21 protein-coding genes are annotated in these 20,926 nt (G+C 62.1%); 4 read left to right on the forward strand and 17 right to left on the reverse strand.

The window, feature by feature from the left end; all coding sequences use genetic code 11:
* Positions 1 to 154: 154 nt before the first annotated feature.
* Positions 155 to 1,291: a 23S rRNA (guanosine(2251)-2'-O)-methyltransferase RlmB gene (rlmB, locus tag CXY75_RS15060; RefSeq protein WP_104083639.1), complete on the reverse strand. Its 1,137-nt coding sequence runs from the start codon at positions 1,289 to 1,291 to the stop codon at positions 155 to 157.
* On the reverse strand, positions 1,291 to 2,706 hold the full coding sequence (gene cysS / locus CXY75_RS15065; RefSeq protein WP_104083640.1) for a cysteine--tRNA ligase: 1,416 nt from the start codon (positions 2,704 to 2,706) through the stop codon (positions 1,291 to 1,293). Before cysS ends, rlmB begins: the two co-directional genes overlap by 1 nt.
* A gap of 124 nt (positions 2,707 to 2,830) precedes the next feature.
* Here cysS and CXY75_RS15070 point away from each other — a divergent pair, with 124 nt between their 5' ends.
* Positions 2,831 to 3,781, forward strand: a complete 951-nt coding sequence (locus tag CXY75_RS15070) for a sugar-binding transcriptional regulator (protein WP_104083641.1) — start codon at positions 2,831 to 2,833, stop codon at positions 3,779 to 3,781.
* Here CXY75_RS15070 and CXY75_RS15075 read toward each other — a convergent pair.
* The gene (locus tag CXY75_RS15075) at positions 3,778 to 4,269 is read right to left on the reverse strand and encodes a PTS sugar transporter subunit IIA (RefSeq protein ID WP_104083904.1); all 492 of its coding nucleotides are present in this window, start codon (positions 4,267 to 4,269) and stop codon (positions 3,778 to 3,780) included. The two genes, CXY75_RS15070 and CXY75_RS15075, sit on opposite strands and share 4 nt — an antisense overlap.
* A 108-nt stretch (positions 4,270 to 4,377) precedes the next feature.
* On the opposite strand from CXY75_RS15075, the gene CXY75_RS15080 reads away from it, so the two are divergent.
* Both CXY75_RS15080 and CXY75_RS15085 read left to right on the forward strand, forming a co-directional pair.
* A complete protein-coding gene (locus CXY75_RS15080; protein WP_104083642.1) occupies positions 4,378 to 4,662 on the forward strand; it encodes a PTS sugar transporter subunit IIB in 285 nt (94 codons plus the stop codon).
* Positions 4,663 to 4,744: 82 nt separating this feature from the next.
* Positions 4,745 to 6,187: a PTS galactitol transporter subunit IIC gene (locus tag CXY75_RS15085; protein WP_104083643.1), complete on the forward strand. Its 1,443-nt coding sequence runs from the start codon at positions 4,745 to 4,747 to the stop codon at positions 6,185 to 6,187.
* A gap of 72 nt (positions 6,188 to 6,259) precedes the next feature.
* Here CXY75_RS15085 and ptsP read toward each other — a convergent pair whose 3' ends face one another.
* From ptsP to CXY75_RS15145, 12 genes are all read right to left on the reverse strand, one after another.
* Entirely contained in the window at positions 6,260 to 7,915 is a 1,656-nt protein-coding gene (gene ptsP / locus CXY75_RS15090; protein ID WP_104083644.1) for a phosphoenolpyruvate--protein phosphotransferase, read from the reverse strand.
* Between the two features lie 104 nt (positions 7,916 to 8,019).
* On the reverse strand, positions 8,020 to 9,375 hold the full coding sequence (locus tag CXY75_RS15095; RefSeq protein ID WP_146069492.1) for an NAD(P)H-dependent oxidoreductase: 1,356 nt from the start codon (positions 9,373 to 9,375) through the stop codon (positions 8,020 to 8,022).
* Between the two features lie 136 nt (positions 9,376 to 9,511).
* Positions 9,512 to 9,946 (reverse strand): transcriptional regulator GutM, encoded by a 435-nt coding sequence (locus CXY75_RS15100; protein WP_104083645.1) that lies wholly within the window; start codon positions 9,944 to 9,946, stop codon positions 9,512 to 9,514.
* Positions 9,947 to 10,333, reverse strand: a complete 387-nt coding sequence (locus tag CXY75_RS15105; RefSeq protein WP_233201941.1) for a PTS glucitol/sorbitol transporter subunit IIA — start codon at positions 10,331 to 10,333, stop codon at positions 9,947 to 9,949.
* A gap of 51 nt (positions 10,334 to 10,384) precedes the next feature.
* A complete protein-coding gene (locus CXY75_RS15110) occupies positions 10,385 to 11,425 on the reverse strand; it encodes a PTS glucitol/sorbitol transporter subunit IIB (protein WP_104083646.1) in 1,041 nt (346 codons plus the stop codon).
* A 3-nt stretch (positions 11,426 to 11,428) separates the two neighbouring features.
* Positions 11,429 to 12,130 carry a PTS glucitol/sorbitol transporter subunit IIC gene (locus CXY75_RS15115; protein WP_233201942.1) on the reverse strand — a complete coding sequence of 234 codons (702 nt, stop codon included), beginning with the start codon at positions 12,128 to 12,130 and terminating at the stop codon, positions 11,429 to 11,431.
* A 240-nt stretch (positions 12,131 to 12,370) separates the two neighbouring features.
* Positions 12,371 to 12,637: an HPr family phosphocarrier protein gene (locus CXY75_RS15120; RefSeq protein ID WP_369826736.1), complete on the reverse strand. Its 267-nt coding sequence runs from the start codon at positions 12,635 to 12,637 to the stop codon at positions 12,371 to 12,373.
* A 66-nt stretch (positions 12,638 to 12,703) separates the two neighbouring features.
* The gene (locus CXY75_RS15125) at positions 12,704 to 14,008 is read right to left on the reverse strand and encodes a dihydrolipoamide acetyltransferase family protein (protein ID WP_104083647.1); all 1,305 of its coding nucleotides are present in this window, start codon (positions 14,006 to 14,008) and stop codon (positions 12,704 to 12,706) included.
* A 1-nt stretch (position 14,009) separates the two neighbouring features.
* The gene (locus tag CXY75_RS15130; protein WP_104083908.1) at positions 14,010 to 15,029 is read right to left on the reverse strand and encodes an alpha-ketoacid dehydrogenase subunit beta; all 1,020 of its coding nucleotides are present in this window, start codon (positions 15,027 to 15,029) and stop codon (positions 14,010 to 14,012) included.
* A 5-nt stretch (positions 15,030 to 15,034) separates the two neighbouring features.
* Positions 15,035 to 16,006 carry a thiamine pyrophosphate-dependent dehydrogenase E1 component subunit alpha gene (locus CXY75_RS15135; protein ID WP_104083648.1) on the reverse strand — a complete coding sequence of 324 codons (972 nt, stop codon included), beginning with the start codon at positions 16,004 to 16,006 and terminating at the stop codon, positions 15,035 to 15,037.
* 181 nt (positions 16,007 to 16,187) lie between these two features.
* Positions 16,188 to 17,390: a 2-C-methyl-D-erythritol 4-phosphate cytidylyltransferase gene (gene ispD / locus CXY75_RS15140; protein ID WP_104083649.1), complete on the reverse strand. Its 1,203-nt coding sequence runs from the start codon at positions 17,388 to 17,390 to the stop codon at positions 16,188 to 16,190.
* A gap of 153 nt (positions 17,391 to 17,543) precedes the next feature.
* Complete coding sequence (locus CXY75_RS15145; RefSeq protein ID WP_104083650.1) at positions 17,544 to 18,026, reverse strand: CarD family transcriptional regulator; 483 nt, start codon at positions 18,024 to 18,026, stop codon at positions 17,544 to 17,546.
* Positions 18,027 to 18,202: 176 nt separating this feature from the next.
* Here CXY75_RS15145 and CXY75_RS19535 point away from each other — a divergent pair, with 176 nt between their 5' ends.
* Positions 18,203 to 18,748: a hypothetical protein gene (locus CXY75_RS19535; protein WP_146069493.1), complete on the forward strand. Its 546-nt coding sequence runs from the start codon at positions 18,203 to 18,205 to the stop codon at positions 18,746 to 18,748.
* A gap of 161 nt (positions 18,749 to 18,909) precedes the next feature.
* On the opposite strand, the gene CXY75_RS15155 is transcribed toward CXY75_RS19535, so the two are convergent.
* Positions 18,910 to 19,593, reverse strand: a complete 684-nt coding sequence (locus CXY75_RS15155) for a response regulator transcription factor (protein WP_104083652.1) — start codon at positions 19,591 to 19,593, stop codon at positions 18,910 to 18,912.
* On the reverse strand, positions 19,590 to 20,795 hold the full coding sequence (locus CXY75_RS15160; protein ID WP_104083653.1) for a cell wall metabolism sensor histidine kinase WalK: 1,206 nt from the start codon (positions 20,793 to 20,795) through the stop codon (positions 19,590 to 19,592). Before CXY75_RS15160 ends, CXY75_RS15155 begins: the two co-directional genes overlap by 4 nt.
* Between the last annotated feature and the right edge of the window lie 131 nt (positions 20,796 to 20,926).

A 20,926-nucleotide genomic window follows, 5' to 3' on the forward strand; every position in this document is an offset into this window, starting at 1 on the left:
GGACCAACACGATACTCGAACCGCGCGTGCCGAACGCGAGACAGGTCGCCACTTGATTTGGGGAGATTGTACGCATCGGGCCCACCCTATGGCCACGGGCCCAGTTTATAAGCTGGGCCCGTGGACGGGGCCCGGGCCCCGTGCAGAGTGCGAACTAGGACTTGGCGGCTTGCTTTGCTTGCTTGATTTGGGCGCGGAGGCGGGAGACCTCGTAGAGAGTCACACCGGCAGCGATTCCGGCGTTCAGCGACTCGGTCGAGGCACTGATCGGAATCGAAACGATCGCGTCGCAGGTCTCGGTGACGAGGCGAGACAGGCCCTTGCCCTCGCTGCCGACGACGATCACAATCGGGCGTTCGGCGAAGCCGGTACCGAGGTCGGGCAGCGACACGTCGCCATCGCCGGCCAGGCCGAGCACGAACACGCCCTGTGCCTTGAGCGCCTTCAGCGTCTGCGTCAGGTTGCTCGCCATAGCCACCGGTGTGCGGGCCGCCGCGCCAGCGCTGGTCTTCCACGCCGAGGCGGTGACGCCGACCGAGCGACGCTGCGGCACGATGATGCCGTGCCCGCCGAACGCAGCGGTCGAACGGATGATCGCACCCAGGTTGCGCGGGTCGGTGATGCCGTCGAGAGCCACGAACAAGGGCTTATGGCCGCGGCTGATGGTCAGTTCGAGCAGCTCCATCGGGTGCGCATATTCGTAGGCCGGAACCTTGAGCGCGAGGCCCTGGTGTACGGCATCGCGACCGGCAAGACGGTCAAGTTCTGGACGCATAACCTCGAGAATGGGGATATTGCGGCTCGTTGCCATGAGCAACACCTCTTTGACCCGCTCATCCATTTCGATGCGCGCCGCGATGTACAGGGTCAGCGCGGGAATCTTCGCGCGCAAGGCCTCAAGAACCGAGTTACGGCCGGTAACGATCTCATGCTCGTCGATCTGCTGGGCGCGACGGGTCGAAGACCCGCCGCCGCCGGTGTTACCCGTGCCGCGCTGCGGGCCACCCTGCGACGCGCCGCGGGCACCGCCGCGAGCAGCCGGACCGCCACGGGCGCCGCCCCGGTTGGCAGAAGCATCCGCTGCTGGGCGCGAGTTGAAGCCGCCGGCCGCGGTGAAGCGCTCGGCGGCTGCCTTGCGCTTACCAGCGGGGTGGTACGGACGGTCTTCGGCCTTGGGCGTTGGCTTCTTGCCCTCGAGTGCCTGGCGGCCCTGGCCGCCGGAGCCGACCTGGGCTCCACGGCTGCCCTTGCGCACCGATCCGGTGCGCGATTTGCGGTCTAGATTCTTCATCAGTCAAAGCTCCAATGGGCACCCGACGGGGTGTCTTCGATGGTGATTCCGGCGGCGACGAGTTCGTCCCGGATTCGGTCTGCGGCCGCATAGTCGCGGTTTTCGCGGGCGTCGTTGCGGTCGCCGAGCAGTCGCTCGACCAACGCGCTCAGGGCCACCATGGCCGGTTCGTCTGTTGCCACGGCCCAGCCGGGCGACAAAGGGTTGATTCCCAGTACTTCGCTCATCGCGAGTACTTCACTACGAGCGGATGCCGCAGCGTGTAGGTCTTCGGCATCCAGCGCGGCGTTGCCGGCGCGCACGGTGTCGTGCAGAACGCCGAGCGCTTGCGGAACGGCGAGGTCGTCGTCCATCGCGGCGGCGAAATCATCGGGCACGACCTCGACGCCGGTGCCGGCGAACCGGGTTCCGGCCAGTCTGCGGTCGGCGCGGTCGAGAAAACTCTCGACGCGTTCGAGGGCGGCTTCAGCCTCGGCCAGCGAGCCGTCGTTGTAGTCGATAGTGGATCGGTAGTGGGCTGCGCCGAGAAAATAGCGCACAACGATGGCGCGAGCCTGATCGAGCAGTTCGGCCGCGAACACCGAGTTGCCGAGCGACTTGGACATTTTCTGCCCGTTCACGTTGACCAGGCCGTTGTGCACCCAGTAGTTCGCGAAGTCACTGCCGGCCGCGTTGGACTGGGCGAGCTCGTTCTCGTGGTGCGGAAACCGCAGGTCGAGTCCCCCGCCGTGAATGTCGAACGCCTGCCCGAGATACCGGGCGGCCATGGCCGAGCACTCGATGTGCCAGCCCGGTCGACCCAGACCCCACGGCGAGGCCCAGGCGGCCGAGGCGGGTTCGCCGGCCTTGAAACCCTTCCAGAGGGCGAAGTCACGCGGGTCGCGCTTGGCGCGCGGGGAGGCATCCGTCGCCGCTTCCATGTTGCCGGGCGACTGGTGGGTGAGGGCGCCGTAAGCAGCCCAGCTGGCACTGTCGAAGTAGACATCGCCCGAAGAGTCGGGGGCGGCATAGGCATGGCCGCGCTCGATCAGGGTGGAAATAATGGTCTGCATCTCGGAGATGCTTGCCGTCGCGCGCGGCTCGTAGCTGGGGGCGAGAATGCCGAGGCGCTGGTATCCGGCGGTGAACTCGAGCTCAAAGCGGTAGGCGAGGGCCCACCACTGTTCGTTCGATCCCTGCGCGTTGATCAGAATTTTGTCGTCGATGTCGGTGACATTGCGCACGAAGGTGACGTTCATACCGCGGTAGCTGAGCCAGCGACGCAACTGGTCGTAGACCAGGGCGCTCCGCAGGTGACCAATGTGCGGGCTGGACTGCACGGTGGGTCCACACACGTACATCGAGACTTGGCCCGCTTCGAGGGGGATAAAGTCGCGCAAGGACTGAGCCTTGGAATCGTACAGTTGCATGGTCACGCCTCCCAGTTTAGGTCAGGGGTCTGACCCGGCTCGGGTAGGCGCGGGACCCGGGCATGGACTCATGCTGATACACTCCAACTCTACGTCACGCCAGCGGGCGATCTGACCCAGGGAGCCCTAAATGCCCAGCCCACGCGAGCAAGAAATGTTTGTTCGTGCGGCGACGCTGTATTACATCGATGGCAAGTCCCAAGCCGAAGTTGCCACCGAACTGGGCATTTCTCGCTCCAATGTGTCGAGGGTGCTCACGAGCGCCCGCGCCAATGGGATCGTCGATATTAGAATCAACGCTCCGTTTCGGCGAGATTCGAAGCTGGAACGCGACCTGATCCAAAAATACGGGCTCAAGGAAGCTCGCGTCGCACCGAGCGGGGCACCAGAAATGCAGCTCGCACGCGTGGGCGAATTGGGCGCGCAGTGGCTCATGGACCATCTCCCCTTGGAAGGTTCGATCGCGGTGTCCTGGGGGTCGGCCGTTCAGGCCGTCGTGGAGGAAACAGCGCGGGATCCCACACACTCCACCCTCGAAATTCTTCCGCTGGTTGGCGGCCTGTCGATCGTGGATGCGGCTAGAGACGGAAACGTTCTCGTTCGAGCGCTCGCGATCAAACTGGGCGCCCGCCACCGGCGCTTGTACGCGCCGGCCGTCGTTGAATCGACGACAGCACGCACGGCATTCCTCACCGAAACTTCAATCCGAACGGTTCTGGAAGCCGCCAGCCAAGCTCAGGTCGCCATTGTCGGCATCGGCAGCGTTGGTGAAGGCGCATCCTCGGCAATCATCGATTCCATGTCGCTGTCAGCTACCGAACTTGCTCAGTTTCGTGACTCCGGTGCCGTCGGCGACTGCTGCACCCGATATTTCGACGACTACGGCACGGCCGTCGATTCGTCCGTCAACGACCACGTCATTGCAATCGATCTGGCCAGTCTGCGCAAGATTCCCAAGGTGGTCGGGGTCGCTGCCGGAATCCACAAAGCAGCGGGAACCCACGGGGCGCTCAAGGGCAAGCTGCTGCACTCGCTGGTGGTCGACTCCGCGTTGGCCACCGCACTTCTCGCTCTGGACTAAACACTCACCTGCTCGGCGAGCAGGTTCCCAAAGACGGTGACCAGGTCGTTGAGGTCTGCGGCATGCTCGAGCCGGTCGAACCAGTCTGGCCGCTGGAACAATCCGATGAGCCGGGTCAGCAGAACAATCTGCTCGTCGGGATTCTGCACTAAAATCAGCACAACGGCCCGGGCACTGACCGACGCTCCCACGCCGCCCATCTCGCCGAATTGCACCGGATGAGCCAGCACGGCTAGTCCGAGTCCCGGTCTCAGCACGTGCACCGGATCAGCGTGTGGAATGGCAACGGGGATGACCGTGGGCAGTCCCGTTGGGTACCCCCGTTCCCGCTCCAGTAGCGCCGCCCGAAAACTGGGGGCGACCCATCCGTTCTGTTCAGCCTGTTCGGCCAGCGCCGCGAGTACGTCGACATCGGTATCGGCGTCCAGTCGGAAAATGCTGATATCACGGTGCACCGATGCCTCGGGTGCAGTCCCGGTCGAACTCATGTCCATGTCATTCCTCACGTCGTTGAGAGCGGGCATACTCACATATGCCATGTATTAGTGCATAATTGTGACACACGGGTCAAGGATGACCCGGTCGGAGGGATAAAAATGGCACACAAGAAGATACTGGTCGTCTGTGGAACAGGGGCGGCCACGTCGACGGTCGTCGCGGTTAAATTGAAGGAGTTCTGCCGCACCAACGGATATGACGTGTCCATTTCTCAGGGCAAGGTCGCCGACATCCTTCGTGGGCAGGTGTCGGCAGATTTCATCGTTGCAACAACCCAAATACCCGCATCCGTCACCGTTCCGGTCATTGCCGGCCTGCCCTTTCTCACCGGTATGGGCCTCGACCAGACATTCGCACAGATTGAAGCCGCGCTAAAAGCGTGATTCATCTTCCACCCACTTCACATCCCTGGCCTCACCCAACGAGCTCAATCGGGCACCTATTTGCTACTGGAGTCCCACAGAAATGAACATCGTTCAAGAAATTCTTGAAAACGTGACGAGTTACCTGACCTCGCTCGGCGCGGCAGTAACACTTCCCATTCTGATCACCATATTCGGCATGATCCTCGGGCAGAAATTTGCGCAGGCGCTGCGAGCAGGTGTGCTCATCGGCGTCGGATTCATTGGAATCAATCTGGTCATCGGGCTGATGGCATCCACCGTCGGGCCCGCAGCGCAGAATTTCGCCAAGAACCTCGGCGTCGATCTCACCACCCTCGACGTCGGCTGGCCGGCCAGTGCTGCCATCGCATTCGGATCAACGGTCGGTGCACTCATCATTCCGGTCTGCCTCGCGGTCAACATGCTCCTGCTCTGGTCCGGCCTGACGCGCACGTTCAACATCGACCTGTGGAACTATTGGCATTTCGCTCTCGTCGGCGCCCTGGTCGGCGGCGTGACCGGCAGCTTCTGGCTCGGCCTGGCCGCGTCTGCCGTGCACATGACAATCGTGCTCGCACTCGCCGATCTATCCGCACCGTGGATTCAGAAATACTTCAAGTTTCCTGATATTTCCTTCCCCCACGGCACGAGTGCCCCGTACATTTTGCTCGCGGTGCCGCTCAACTGGGTCTTTGATCGCATCCCCGGCTTTCGCAAGCTCAAGGCAGATCCCGAGACTATCGAGCGCCGATTCGGAGTCTTCGGGGAGTCGATGATTCTTGGTCTCATTCTGGGCATATTCATTGGCCTGGCCGGGTACGGCTTCGATGACCCCCGTAAAGATTCAATTTCGATCCTCGTTCTGGCCATCAGCCTCGCGGCAGTTCTCCTCTTACTGCCGAGAATGGTGTCCATTCTGATGGAGGGGCTGATCCCGGTCTCGGACTCGGCGCGCACGTTCGTGCAGAAACGTTTTCCAGGCCGTAAGTTCTACATCGGCCTCGACCCGGCCATCGCGGTCGGCCAGCCGGCTGTTCTCGCGACCTCGCTAGTTCTGGTACCGATTACGGTTCTCGTGGCGATCGCACTCGCGCCGGCAGGAAATCAAGTGCTCCCGCTCGTCGACCTCGCAACGATTCCCTTCATCGTCGCCATGATGGTTCCGATCTTTCGCGGAAACATCATCCGCTCGGTCATCGGCGGGGCGATCGTTATCGGTGCCGGACTGTTCATCGCCACCGCGACGGCTCCTCAGTTCACGAAAATCGCCGCCGATTCGGGATTCACCGACACCCAGGGAGCGCAGCAGATCTCGTCACTGGTCGACGGAGCCAACCCGCTGACGGGTCTGTTCTTTGCGGCGGCGAATTTGGGCGGGTGGACGGTAGCCGCGCTCGCTGTTATCGCGGTCGGTTTCGCCTTCTGGGTGAGTCGTATCGAGAAGCGACGCGATGCCGCTCGCCAATTGCTGGCCTTCGAAGAAGAAGCGGATGCGCCGGCAGTAGCTTCCGTGGACGGCGTCTAACACGACACGTTCACGGCACGAAGAAGCGGCTCTGAGAACTCCTTTTCTCAGAGCTGCTTCTGGGTGCGAGGTTCAGTTCGTCACGAAGTCCCGAGCCAGGGTGCGTGCCTCGGCCGCGCTGGAAGCTCCGAGCACACGGGACGCGAGTTGCGCCGCTTCGAGGCGGGTGTAGCGCAGAAGTTCGGCCCGAACATCCGCCAGGGCTGCCGCGGTCATCGACAGCGACGTCGCACCGAGGCCGACCAGCACAACGGCCAGGAGGGGGTCACTGGCAGCTTCACCACAGACACCGACCGGCGTACCGGCGCCAGTACCAGCGTCACCAATAAGCTTGACCAACCGTAGAACGGCCGGATGCCACGGGTCCTGGTACGACGCGACGGAACCCAGCAGCCGGTCGGCGGCCATCGTGTATTGGGTGAGATCGTTCGTTCCGATGCTCACGAAATCACAGGCGCGTACTACCTGATCGGCCATCAGCGCGAGGGAAGGAATCTCGGCCATCACTCCGGCTACACGAATTCCCAGCTCCCGGGCGAGGTCGACAAAATACCTGGTCTCCGCCAGGTCCGAAACCATCGGCGCCATCACCCAGAGTTCGGCGCTGGTGGCGCGCTCGGCACCCGCGAGGGCGGTGAGTTGGTCGCGCAGCACCTCTTCGTTGGCCCGCAGCGCCCGGAGCCCGCGAAGACCGAGTGCCGGATTCTCCTCCGGCCCACCGTGCAGAAACTTCAAGGGTTTATCGGCACCGGCGTCGAGGCATCGCACGACCACTTTCTGCCCGGGAAAGGCTTCCAGGACGGACGTGTAGTGTGCTTGCTGCTCGGCAACCGTGGGCGCGGCCTGGGAGTCCAGGAAGAGAAACTCCGTACGAAACAGCCCCACTCCCTCCGCCCCTAACCGCACGGCCTGGGCGCAGTCCGCGCTGGATCCCAGATTGGCCAGCAACGGCAGCGCCTCCCCGTCACGCAACGCACCCGGGGCAAGTTCGATGTATTGTTCTGCCGCCAGGGCCCTCAATCGGTCCTCCGCCGCCGCAAGTTCGTCGGGCCCGGGCGCAACCGTGATCCGGCCGGTTGCGGCATCGACGATGATCGTGGTGCCGTCCAGCAGCTCATCCGCTCCCTCGACGCCCACGACGGCCGGCAGAAGGAGCGAGCGAGCGAGGATCGCTGTGTGCGAGGTCGGTCCACCGTCACTCGTGACGAGCGCAAGAACCAGGAGCGGGTCCAGGAGGACCGTGTCGGCCGGAGCGAGATCGCGCGCCACGAGAATATAGGGCGACCGAGATTCCGGCAGACCCGGTGCGGGTACGCCACGCAGCACAGCGATGATCCGCTGCGCGACATCATGCAGGTCGGCGGCGCGCTCAGCCAGGTATCCGCCCAGATCGCCAAGGCGAGCGGCAAAGTCAGCGAAAGCTTCGAAGACCGCGCGTTCTCCGGTACTTCCCGCATCAATTCGCGTGTTCACATCATCGACGAGTGTTGGGTCCAGCGCCATCATCGACTGTGCTTCCAACACGTCCTGCGCTTCACCGCCGGCTGCTTCACCGCGCTGAAGCAAATCGGCCGAGACCGTGGCAAGCGCGATGCCGACCAGCCGCTGCTCGTCACGGGCATCCGTCGTGCGATGAGCCCGCTCCGGTTCCGAAAGTGCGGCTGGCATCCGTAACACGGGGCCGACAGCGATTGTGCGCCCCACTCCGATACCGCACAGTTCCTTCATGAGTTGCTCCTCAGTCTCTCAACGGTCAATCTGCTCGTTAACCCGCAAAACCGGACATCGCCGCTCATTGGGGAGCGGTGATGTCCGGCGAAATCGGCCGAGTGCTAGTTGACCAGGGACAGCAGCTGGGTGTCTTCCGACACGCTGTCGGTCAGCAGCTGGGTCTCTTCCAACAGGCCATCGGTCAGCAGGGCATCCTGCAGCTTGCGCAGGATGACGATGGTCTTGGTCTCGTCCAGGGTGACATCGTCGTAGGTGATCGGTGTGCCCTTCGCGACGTTGCGACGCAGCGTTGCAGCGGATGCGAGACCAATCGGCAGCTCGCGCCCGGCGCGGGCTTCGACGGCAGAAACGGCATCACCGTAGACGTGCTCGCCACCAATGCCGTCGATTTTCTCGCCAACGACGAGGTCGCGCTTGGCCATCGCGGACACGTCGGCATTCCACGCTGCCGGGGCGAGCGATGCCTGCCGATCGATGATGACCTCACCGATGGACAGTACGGCCTCAACGCTGGCCAGGTGGTACGGGCGGTAGAAGGAGAAGTACGGGCCATCGCCGAGCTTGAGGTAGCGCAGCTCTTCCCGAACCACGTCATCGTCGGCTTTGGCCACGACGAACACGCCGGGGGCCACGGGGCCGGTCGCGTAGTCGACGACCCCACTAGCGGGAAGGATGCCGCCGTCGCTCACCGGCTTGAAAATGTCGTGCAGGGTGGGCACCGTGGCCGGCGGTCCGTTCATCGACCGCCGGCTCAACTGGAGGTCGGCGGCGTTCGCGAGGGCTGCCATCTCGATCATGGTCTTGGTGCCGTCCACGAAGCTGCACAGCATGCGCGGGTTCATGCCCTTCGCTGATGCTTCTTCGACCAGCATTGCCGGGGTGGCCGCGCTGTTCAGGGGGTTGTTCTTTCCCTTACCGGCACAGACAACTTCGAGTCCGATGTCCTGCACGTACTCCACGAGCTTGAGGCATTCCACCGGCTCGTCGCCGCGGCAGACCGTGTAGATGTTGCCGGTCTGCGCGGCGATGCGCGCCAGCAGCAATCCAACGGTCACGTCGGCCTCAACGGTCATCAGCGCAACATCCTTGCCGCCCAGTAATGACGCCAAGGCAACCTTTGCTGCGATCTCGGGAACACCCGAGCATTCGATGACGAGGTCAATCGGCAGTTTCGTCAGCGTGAGCGCGTCGTTCACGACGACGTGTCGACCCGCCTCGATTGCCTGGCTCAACACCGACGTGTCGCTGTCTTGCACCACATCTTCAATGCCGGCGTTGTGCAGGGCGGAGATCGCACGCTCCACCGCAACGTCGGCGACGGCGGTGATGTCCACACCCTTCTGGCGCGCGATCTGGGCGATGAAACCCGATCCCATCTGGCCCGCACCGACCAGGCCGACCCGTACCGGGCGGCCGATCTTACTCTGACGTTCGAGAAGCTTGCGTGTGTAGCCCATGAGTTCCTCCAGTGATAATTGAAATTGTCTGCACTTATGTGCTTAGCGTACTCACTTATGTGAATTCCACGACGCGTGAGTGTGCTCCCGACGACGCTGGCGCGCGGTCGGCGGCGGAACGAACAGCCTGTCGTTCCTACGCGGGCTCGGGACGCGCCGGGTCAGGACGACTCGGAGAACGAGTACCCGTCCCCTTGCGGCGCACGATCTCCGCCTGTTCCAGGCATCCCTGAACGGCCTTCTTCATGCTCTTTCCCGTGGCCCGCTCCACGACTGAGCGCGCGGACCCCAGAAGTTCCGCGCGCACTCGGAACTTGGCCAGCACGCTGCGGCCGACCATGGCCTCCGCAGCGAGCACCTCCTGGTCGATTGAATCAATCACCAACACCACGACGGCTCCACGAAGGATGCCCTTGCTGCGACCGGAGACCAGAACGTGGGCGCTGTTTCCGCCGAACTGCTGCGCCAGACGCCGAGTGACGCCGGTGTATGCACGCTGCTGAAAGTAACTGAACAATCCGCTCAGGAGCAGGGCCCCCAACAGGAAAAGAGCAAATCTGCCGGTGTCCATTTAGGCACCCATAATCAGTTCAATCATGGCGCCAGGTTGCGGCAGCCCCAGCTCTCCCTCAGCGTGAAGGGCACCGGGCAGCAGGTTCGTACCGGCCTCCGGGTTGCAGTAGACCACGATGTGGCCGAGCTGCCGCAGGTTTTCCCCCGCCCGTTCACCGACGGCGGTGACGGTGACTCTGGCCTCGCCGACCCGCAACACGTCCCCCGGCTGGGGATCGCGCTCTGGATCGTGCTTGATGGACTTGTGTACGATACTCACCTCGGCCAATTCAGCCGGACACGGTTCTCCGAAGAAGATGACCACACCACCCTCAACCATTTCAAGGGCGTCTTCGCCGATTGAAATGACTTCGCTGTGAAAGTACTGGCTCATGATAATGCTCACTATCTATCCGGTTGTCGCGTCAGGCTGGCGTACTGGGGGGCGTGGATAGGTTTACAGCAGGAAGCTGACCAACCACGCGATGACGACTGCGATGGGTGAGGTGATCAGGCGGGAGAACAGTACGGCGGGAACACCCACAGCAATTGTCTCTGGCTTGGCCTCGCCGAGCGCCAGACCGACCGGCACGAAGTCACACCCGACCTGTCCGTTGATGGCAAACAGCGTCGGCAGGGCGTAGGCAATCGGGAGTGCGCCGGTGGCGATCTGGGTTCCCATGAGCACGCCAACCACCTGCGCGATTGCAGCTCCCGGCCCGAGGATGGGCGAGAGAAAGGGCAGCGCCGTAATCACACCGAGCAAGATCAGTCCCCAAGGACTGGACGTGAGCGGAGTCACCGCATTGGCGATCCAGGTTGAGATGCCGGTGAAGGTGACAAATCCAATGAGCAGACTCACGTACGCCATGAACGGCAGGATCGTCTGCAGGGTCAGCTGAATGGCTTGGCGGCCCGACGATAACAGGGTGTTGATGATGTTGCCGACAATGGCCCCGAATCCTGCCGCCGCGGTGGAAAACCCCCCGACGATGCCCCTCTTGCCGGAGCTGCTTCGCGGCTGTACGCGGATTCGTTCCTGGGGAACTACCGTTGGTCGCGAGCTGCTGACATGCGCACTGGCCGGTGCTTCTGCCGCGGGAGCGTTGGTAAGAGCACCATCGAAGATGGCAACGTTGCTCGGTCCCACGGCCGAAACGAAGAGGTCTTCGGTGATGTACTTCGCCAGCGGCCCCGAAGGCTCGCCGGGGAACACGTCAACCGTGAGGAGCTTCTTCTTGGGGTAGACCCCGATTCGGGCCGTGCCGCCGCAGTTGATGACGACGACCGCAACGCGAGCGTCATCCATTCCCGTCGTGAATCCATCAACTGCTTCGGCGCCCGAAAGTTCGGCGATCCTGGCAGCGACGGGGTGAATGCCACCACCGGTGACCGAGAGCACAACGTTGCGCTCGCTGTTTGGACTGACCAGAAGGCCGGGTCCCCATCCGCCGTTGCCGGCGCTGACAAATACATCGTTATATTGACTGTTCGACATGGTTTAAGCCATCCCATCGATGGGCGCAGCAGCGGAGATCTTTTTAGAGGAACGTGATGCGGCAGAGGCCTCAGCGAAGGCTCGGTCGTAATCGTCGAAAACCGCGGTGAGGCCCTCGCGGCGAATGAGCATCCTGGTAATCCATTCCGTGACCACGCCGCGGATGAAGATCACCACGATGCCGGTGGCGAAGTAGAGCAGCGCCAGTTGGGCGTACGAACCGGGGCTGACCTTGAGCACTCCAGCGGCAACGCCCGTCCAGACGAAAATTTCACCGGCATTGGCATGTGGAAAGAAGGCCGTGACCGGGTGCACGAACGAAACGGCTGCGTCATAGAACGCCGGCTTCTGGCGTTCTGGAAGATACATTCCGAAGGAATAGCACATGGGGTTGGTCAAGACGATGACGGCGATCACGGGCATGACCGTGTATCGCGTGATCGCATAGCGAGCCGACCACTGGACAGCCCGAGTCATTCGCGCCTCGCCGATCCAGGTCGTAATCGCGTACATGAGCGTCAGCAGCACGATCAGGGTGGGAAGAATGCCCGTGACAAGCCCCATGAAGGCAGCGCCCGAAGCGTTGAACAACCCGATGAACTGCTCGGCGCCCCACGTGAACGCCATCAGAACGGGGTTGTCGCCTGATGGGACGGGAGGTGCCGGATCGACCACGCTGGCGACCAGGTCCAAGATACCGATCATTGTTCTACCTTTCTCAGCCGCAACAGGGTTGTCGGCGTTGGATGAAGTGCCGACTCCTGAGACCAGGAAGTGTCATCATCGACGGCGTTCATTTAGATCATAATCACATACGTGATTTTTTACTACACTTTTGTGAAACGACTTCAGGCTATGTTACGTCATATGACGTCTGCGGCGGAAGCCAGCGCAAGCGTGCCCACGAGCATCGCCGACCGACCAATCACAGACACCCCCGTGGGCCTAGTCCGTACGACCGAGCAACTCCACGAGCTCGTCGAGGATCACATCGGAACCGTCGCCACTCGCTTCGATCACCACGTCTTCGCCGCACATCACGCCCAGGGATATCACTCCCAGGATGCTTGCGGCGTTGGCGGTCTTATCGCCCCTGCTGACGGTGACCGCAACGCCACTGCGCGTGACAGCCTTGGTGAACAGGGAAGCGGGACGCGCATGCAGACCGTGTTCGGAGGCCACGCGTACAGTTCTTTGACTCAAAATTTCCATCCATTCGCTTGTTCTCCCCTGGGAGAAAGAATACGTTTTCTCCGATCGGAGAAATTACCGGGCTACTCAGGAAACGGTGCCACCCAGCAGTCGCTGTGGATTGGAAACGATCTCTTTGAGGGTAGCGAGAAAACGAGCAGCGTCTCCACCATCGGCTACTCGATGATCGACGGTGATACCCACAATGCAGGTAAGCCTCGCTCCAAACGAGCCATCCGCCACGACGATCCGGTCTTTCACCGCTCCAGCAGACAGCGCCGTCGCCTGCGGCGGCGTCAACAGCGCGTTGAAGGAATCCACCCCGAATCCACCCAGATTGGAGAAGACACTGGTACCGCCGGTGAGCTGTGACGCGTCAGTTTTACCCCCCCGCGCGCTCACGATGGCCTCCTTGATCTGCGCTACCAGGTCGGCGAGCGGGAGGGCATCAGGATTTCGCAACACGGGCGCCAGAAGTCCATTCGGCGCATCGATGGCGAGCGCGATGCCGATGTCGACATTGGGCACCGCACCATCAGCCGTCCAAAAGGCATTCAGCTGCGAATGCTCGCGGAGGGCGAGCGCCTGCGCCCGAACCAGAAGGGCCGTCCAACTGGCCCCGCCAAGATCCGTCTTGCGCACTCGCGCCAGACTCGACAGCTCGAGCTCCAGAAATGCGGTGAACTGCGGTACCAACGCCGAGGCCGTCATGACGCGGGCGACCTGCTGCCGCGTGCGTCGACGGCGGCCAGCGGCCGCATCGAGCGGCACCACGGATGCAGATGCAGGTGCAGGTGCAGGTGCAGCCTCCGCGGTTGCCGCGACCTCCGCCGCAACCGGCGAATGGCCAGCGGCGCGAACGACAGCACCGTCAACATCCGCTACCCGAATCGTGCCCCAGGGGCCGGTGGGAGTGATCGTCGCCAAGTTGAGGCCGTGTTCCTGCGCCACGACTCGCGCCAGAGGCACGGCGGGAAGCCAGCCATCGACGACGGGAACGACGGCGGCCGGGACCGGGATAGGCGCCACGCTGACGGCCACCAGCGGCTCGGGCTCCGCTGGAGCGACGGTCGCCGGTTTGACCGGTCGGGCCGGCTCGACGTAGGCGTCGGGAACCGGCTCGTCGAAAACGCCCCCGAGCAGGTCATCGGCGTCAGTCGTGATCATGCCGATGGCCACTCCCACCTTGATCACATCGTTTTCAAAAGCCATGATCCTGGCAAGGGTTCCGTCGAAGGGTGACTCGACCTCCATGTCGACCTTGTCGGTCGCCACTTCACAAATTGCCTCGCCGGCCTTGACGAAGTCTCCCTCGTTTTTGAGCCAGGCGACCATGGTTCCCTCCTCCATGGTCATGGACATTTTGGGCATGGTCAGTGGCAGGTCGGCCATCTCACCACTCCCGAACGAGGTCGGTGGCAGCCCGCACGATATCTTCGACCTGCGGCACCGCAGCACGTTCGAGCTTCGGAGCGTAAGGAATGGGAACGTCCAGGCCGGCCAGGCGCTTGATCGGAGCACGCAGGTGCGTAAAGGCGTCGGACTCGGCGATGATCGCCGAGATTTCCGACATGAACCCGAGCGTGCGCACGGCTTCCTGCACGAGAAGCACGCGACCGGTGGCCTTGACCGTGCGCAAAATAGTGTCGGTGTCGAGCGGCTTCAATGTGCGCGGGTCGACGACCATCGCACTGATGCCGATTTTGGCCAACTCTTCAGCTGCTTCCATGGATCGACTGACCTCGACACCGGTAGCAATGATGGTGAGGTCAGTGCCTTCACGGCGCACAGCGGCAACACCGAGGGGAATGCGGGCGCTCCCGACGCTGACGTTACCGGTGGTCTTGTAGAGGAGCTTGTGCTCCAGAAACATCACCGGGTTCGGATCGTCGATGGCAGCCAGCAACAGTCCCTTGGCGTCATCCGCCGTGGCAGGCATGACAACCTTGAGGCCCGGAACATGCACGAACCAGGCCTCTAAACTCTGCGAGTGTTGGGCAGCCGCACCCGTTCCGGATCCGCCCGGTGCACGAATAACCATGGGCACGTTGACTGCACCACCGAGCATGAAGTGGATCTTTGCCGCTTGGTTGGCAATCTGGTCCATGGCCTGAGCCGTGAAGTCTGAGAATTGAATCTCGACGATCGGGCGCATACCCGTCATGGCAGCGCCGACACCGAGCCCGACGATTCCCAGTTCGCTGATCGTCGTGTCCCGGACTCGGTCAGTGCCGACCGTGTGCATAAGATCCCCGGTCACGCCGAAGGCGCCACCATAAGTTCCGACGTCTTCACCCATAAGGAAAACTGCTGGATCTGCGGCCATAGCCAGGGCCAGCGCTTCGCGAATTGCTTCAGCGTAGGTCATAACCGTGGTTTCAACTGCGGCAAATGTTGATTGTGTGAGAGTCATGGCCATTACCTCGCGTATACGGCGGAGAGCAGGTCATCCGCGGTGGCATCGGGAGCAGCATTGGCACGCTGAACGGCCGTGCGCAGCTCGGTTCGAACGTTGTTGCGGATTGCTTCGAGGTCGTCCTCGGTTAGCGTGCCGGCCGCCAGAACGACGTCCTCGAATTTGGGAATGGGATCGCGCAGGCGCCATTCTTCAATCTCCTCGCGCGTACGGTAGAGGTTCTTGTCAGACTTCGAGTGCCCCCTCCAGCGGTACGTCTTGGCCTCGATAAACGTGGGGCCGCCACCGGCCCGCGCCCGGTCGACTGCCTCCTGGGTTGCTTCGTAGACGGCCTGAATGTCATTGCCGTCGACAGTCACTCCGGGTATGCCGTAACCCTTGGCGCGATCCGACAGTTTCTCCAGGTTAAACGCCTTGTCAGCGGGCATCGACATACCGTACATGTTGTTCTCGCACAGGAAGACCACCGGAAGCTGCCACATGGCCGCCAGAACGACGCCTTCGTGCCAGGCTCCCTCGCCCATCGCGCCATCACCGTGGAACGATACGGCGACCTGCTTGGTTCCACGCATTTTCGCGGACAGCGCCGCACCGGCAGCGATCGGAATGCCGCCAGCGACGATGCCATTGGCGCCGAGGTTTCCCGTGGCGGTATCAGCGATGTGCATTGAACCACCACGCCCGCGGCAATAGCCGGTTTCCTTCGCGAGGAGTTCGGCCATCATGCGCTCCATATCGGCGCCCTTGGCAATGCAGTGTCCGTGTCCCCGGTGAGTCGAGGTGATGTAGTCATCGATATTGAGCGCAAGGCAGGCAGCGGTCGGAACTGCTTCCTGTCCGATTGAGAGGTGCATTGTGCCATGCATGAGTCCACGACCGTAGAGGTCTTCCACCGCTTCTTCGAAGCGACGAATCTTCCACATTGTGCGAAGTACGGACACAGACAGTTCAGGATCAACGGCGATCTGTTTCATGGAGCGCGCCCTTCCAGAGCGATTGGTAGGAACCTTGGTACACCAAGAGCACCCACAACTGTGGCTCCGTAAATGAAGGACGCGCACCTTTGTGAGTAGCATATTCACGTTTGTGCCAAGTATGCACGTATGTTCACGGACGCGCAAGTCGTGAAAAGCTACCCAGGTGGGTCGTTAAGTGTTACAGGGCGACGGCCGGGTCCGCCGCGGTGCGGGCGTGCAGGAGCACCGTCGCGATAGCCGCCATCCCCTCGCCACGCCCCGTGAAACCCAGCGAGTCTGTTGTCGTGGCAGCAATACTGACGGTGGCGTTGAGAATGTGACTCAGCAGCGATTCCGATTCGAGCCGGCGAGGCGCGAACTTTGGTGCATTCCCCACCAACTGAACGGAGACGTTGCCGACGACAAATCCCGCATCCTTGACTAGCGCCAGCGTCTCTCTCAAGAACACTTCACCACGTGCACCTGCCAACCGTGGTTCCGCTGTCCCGAACACGCTGCCCAAATCACCTAGTCGCACCGCGGAAAGCATCGCGTCACAGATCGCGTGGCAGACGACATCGCCGTCACTGTGACCGTTCAACCCCGCCACACCGGGCCAAAACAGCCCGCCCAACCACATAGGAGTTTCATCGTCGTAGGCGTGGGCATCCGTTCCTGTGCCCACGCGGATACCCGCCGCGGCGGATCCACTGAATAACTGTTCGGCGCGGCGCAACTCCCAAGCGGTAGTGATCTTGAAGGCCAAGGAATCGCCGGCTATAACCGAAACAGCGTAGCCAGCCGCAGCGACGAGAGCTGAATCGTCAGTGAACTCACACTCTGCCAATGCGTGGGCACGCACCAACTCGTCACGTGGAAACCCCTGCGGGGTCTGGACGGCAGTGAGAATTGAACGATCCACAGTCTCAACGACGAGGCCAAATTCATCGATGCGCTTGATCGTGTCCGCGACCGGGAGTCCCGGGACGACCGCCGCCTTAGTACGCGCCACCTCTGCGGCTATGGAATCGAAAACCAAGCTCGGGGTGAGTGGCCGTGCGGCGTCATGAACGAGAACGATCTTAACAGATGGCGCCAATTCCGACAGTGCAGCAGCAACCGACTGTTGGCGCGTCGAACCGCCGACGACGACGGTGACCGAGTTTCCGACATTTCCCGGAACAGACCGTGCGAGCTCGATGGCCAGGGGCACAAACGATTGGGGAACGGTCACAATTATTTGCGGCGATTCACGCATTCCAAAAACAGCCTCGAGAGCGTGCGCCAGAGTGGGGCGGCCCGCCAAGTGCACGAACGCCTTGGGCTCAGCACGCCCGAGGCGCGTGCCATTTCCAGCACCCAGAACGATAACCGCAATCTGGGGTAGGTCAGGTTTACTCATAAGTTATTAGAATCTCCGAGAAACCAAAGCATCGGGTGGTTGCTGTGCAGTTTCATACCTTGGAGAGGCTACTTCATCCAAACCTCGAACGCACAGCCACAGGCAAGTTGACAGGTCGATGAGCCAACGACCGACAAGAGAGACGGGGGGAGGCTAGGAAGCCAGGACCTCGTCAAGAACGGTGGACGCCTTCTCCTCGTCGGTTTTTTCGGCCAGGGCGAGCTCGCTGATCAGAATCTGCCGAGCCTTCGCCAACATGCGTTTCTCACCGGCCGAAAGGCCGCGGTCCTGATCGCGACGCCACAGGTCACGCACGACCTCGGACACCTTGATGACATCGCCGGAAGCGAGCTTCTCGAGGTTGGCCTTGTACCGGCGGGACCAATTGGTGGGCTCTTCGGTGAATGGCGCCCGTAAGACCTCAAAAACGCGGTCAAGACCCTCTTGGCCAATCACGTCGCGCACACCGACGAGGTCGACGTTTTCAGCCGGAACCTCGATGGTGAGATCACCCTGAGTGACGTTGAGCTTGAGGTACAGCTTCTCTTCACCTTTGATGATGCGAGTTTTCACCTCGGTGATCGTTGCAGCTCCGTGGTGGGGATACACGACGGTTTCGCCAACCTCAAACAGCATGGATGTGATCCCTTCAGCGATTCCTAGGGTACCACAGAGGCAAGGTGCTATCCTTGCGCGCCCCCGCGAGGCGGGCTGTGCGACATTTATATCCCCGAGCACGCCGCTAAGCTAGTGACAAAGCGAATTCTGCAGTGCCGGCCATCCGTCGTGCGCTGCTTCGGTATGGAGGTCTTGTGAGAGCGCGCATCGCTGCATCCGTTGTATTGGCGGCCGGCATATTGTTGGGCACGAGCGCGTGCGGATTCTTCGCACCGCAGGCCACCCTCATTCAGTACAACGCGAGCGACGGCGTCAGCGGCGATGTCGGCGATCTCGACATTCGGAACGGCTTGCTGCTGTCGACCGATGGCGAATTGGGCAACCTGGTCGTGTCGGTCGTGAACCACTCAGACTCCGCGCAGAGCCTGTTGGTGCAATACCAGTCGAGCACCGGCGCGGTGTCGCACGACGTCACCGTTGAACCATCGTCGACCATCACGATCGGTACCGAAGGCGCCCCGTCCGTGATTTTCGAGGATATGGACAGCCAGCCGGGCGCGTTGTTCCCGGTGTTCTTCCAATACGGTGAAGAGACGGGCATAGAACTGCTGCTCCCGATACTCACCGGCAGCCAGGACGCGTACTCGAGCCTGTTGCCGACTCTCGCACCCACCGAGACACCGACTGCGACTCCAACTCCAACCGCGACACCAACGCCGTCGACAACGCCCTCCGCGTAGTCTAGAGACACAGTCCAGAGACACAGTTCAGGCCGCCGTTCCCCCGGGACGGCGGCCTGAACTGTGTCTCTGGAGGCTGACCGAGGTGACCGGAACGATGCCGCTGGCGGCAACATCCGTTTCTCTGCGCAATCAGCGACCGAGCAGAGCCTCAGCCGGCGTTACGCCTCGAACCGGTAGCCAAGGCCGCGCACGGTGACGAGCATGGCCGGGTCGGATGGCGCAGCTTCAATGCGCGAGCGGATGCGCTTGATGTGCACGTCGAGCGTTTTGGTGTCACCGAAGTAGTCTGTACCCCAGACTCGGTCGATCAGCTGGCCGCGGGTGAGCACTCGGCCGGCATTGCGCAGGAGAAACTCAAGAAGTTCAAATTCCTTCAGCGGCATATTCACGAGCTCGCCGGAGACCGTGACGGCGTGCCGTTCGACATCCATGCGCACGGTGCCGGCGGCGAGCATCGTGTCATCGTCGGCGGCACCCTGATCGTCGTGGCGGCGCAGCACCGCCCGAATGCGGGCCACCAACTCGCGGGTCGAATACGGCTTGGTGACGTAGTCGTCGGCGCCGAGTTCTAACCCAACCACGATGTCAATCTCGGAGTCTTTGGCCGTGAGCATGATGATCGGCACCGTAGACCTGGTGCGAATCTCTCGGCACACCTCGGTGCCGGGGATGCCGGGCAGCATGAGGTCAAGCAAAATCAGGTCGGTACCGTTCTGGTCGAATTCGCTGATCGCGGTCGGCCCATCTTCGGCCACGACGACCTCATACCCCTCTCGTTCGAGCAGGAAGCTCAACGGCTCGCTCAGCGCGCTTTCGTCTTCAACCAGAAGGATGCGTGTCATGGTGTATCTCCTGCGGTCGCGTGAGCGACCGATCGCGATTCGGTCGAGCGTGATTTGGTCTGGCGGGGTTCGGTGATCGGTTGTGCTGCCTCGGGAAGGCGAATGGTGAACGTCGATCCGCTACCGGGTTGAGACCAGACGCGGATGTCGCCGCCGTGATTTTGCACGACGTGTTTCACAATCGACAAACCGAGGCCGGTGCCGCCGGTGTGTCTCGAGCGCGCCTGATCGACCCGGAAGAAGCGTTCGAAGACGCGGTCGAGGTCGGCTTCCTGAATGCCAACGCCCTGATCGGTCACGGTGATCTCGACGATGCCCTTCTGCAGACGAACCCCCACGCCGACCCGCGACCCCTCCGCGGAGTAGTTCACCGCGTTGGCCACGAGGTTGTGCACGGCGACGATGAGCAGAGCTTCGTCACCGAAAACTCTGGCGCCGGATTTCTTACCGCCAACGATGGTGATGTGCTCGGCCTCAGCAACGACGCGGCTCTGATCGATAGCCGCGGCGACGATGTCGTCAACGCTGAGGTTCTCGGGTTCGGCGAGAGCGTCCTGCGCCTGCAGCCGGGACAGTTCGATAATCTCCTGGGTTAGGCGACCGAGTCGAGCCGACTCCGTCGTTAACCGGTTGGCGAAGCGGCGAACCTGCGCCGGTTCATCCGCTGCCTGATCGAGAGCCTCGGCGAGCAGACCCACCGACGCGATGGGGGTTTTCAGTTCGTGACTGATATTGGCGACGAAGTCGCGGCGCACTTCGTCGAGACGGAAGGCCTCGGTGCGGTCCTCGGCCAGAAGCAGCACGTAGCGGGTACCGAGCCGAGCCAGCCGTACCCGAAAACGCATGCTCGCGTCGCCGAACGGGCCACGGGACAGCACGAGGTCTTCACTGATTGGCTCCCCGCTGCTGCGCACCCTGCGGGCGAGTTCGAGCAGTTCCGGGTGTACCAACTGCTGATTCCAGACCAGGCCGAGGGTGAGTGCGCCCGGGCTGGTCTTGATCACGTTGTTTGACGGGTCAAGCACGACGCCGGCGGTTTCGAGGGCATCGAGCACCTGGTCAATGCCATCGGGCACGGCCGGGTTGACTACCTCGGAGGCGCGACGCCCGTGCCGCTCGGCAACGTGCAGCAGCGTGACGAAACCAGCGCCGACGCCGAGGCCGAGTGCCAGTGACAACAACACCAGCCACGTCGATTCCATAACCTACAGATTACTGACACTCTGGGCCTATTGTTCACAGCGGATGCCGCCCGCGACCTGTACTTTAGAAAGTGTTCAAGACCGCGGCACCTGCCGTTAACCTTAATCCGGCATTCTTGATCGGAGGCCAA

This window comes from Cryobacterium sp. Y11, from assembly GCF_002929535.1.
Lineage (GTDB): Bacteria > Actinomycetota > Actinomycetes > Actinomycetales > Microbacteriaceae > Cryobacterium.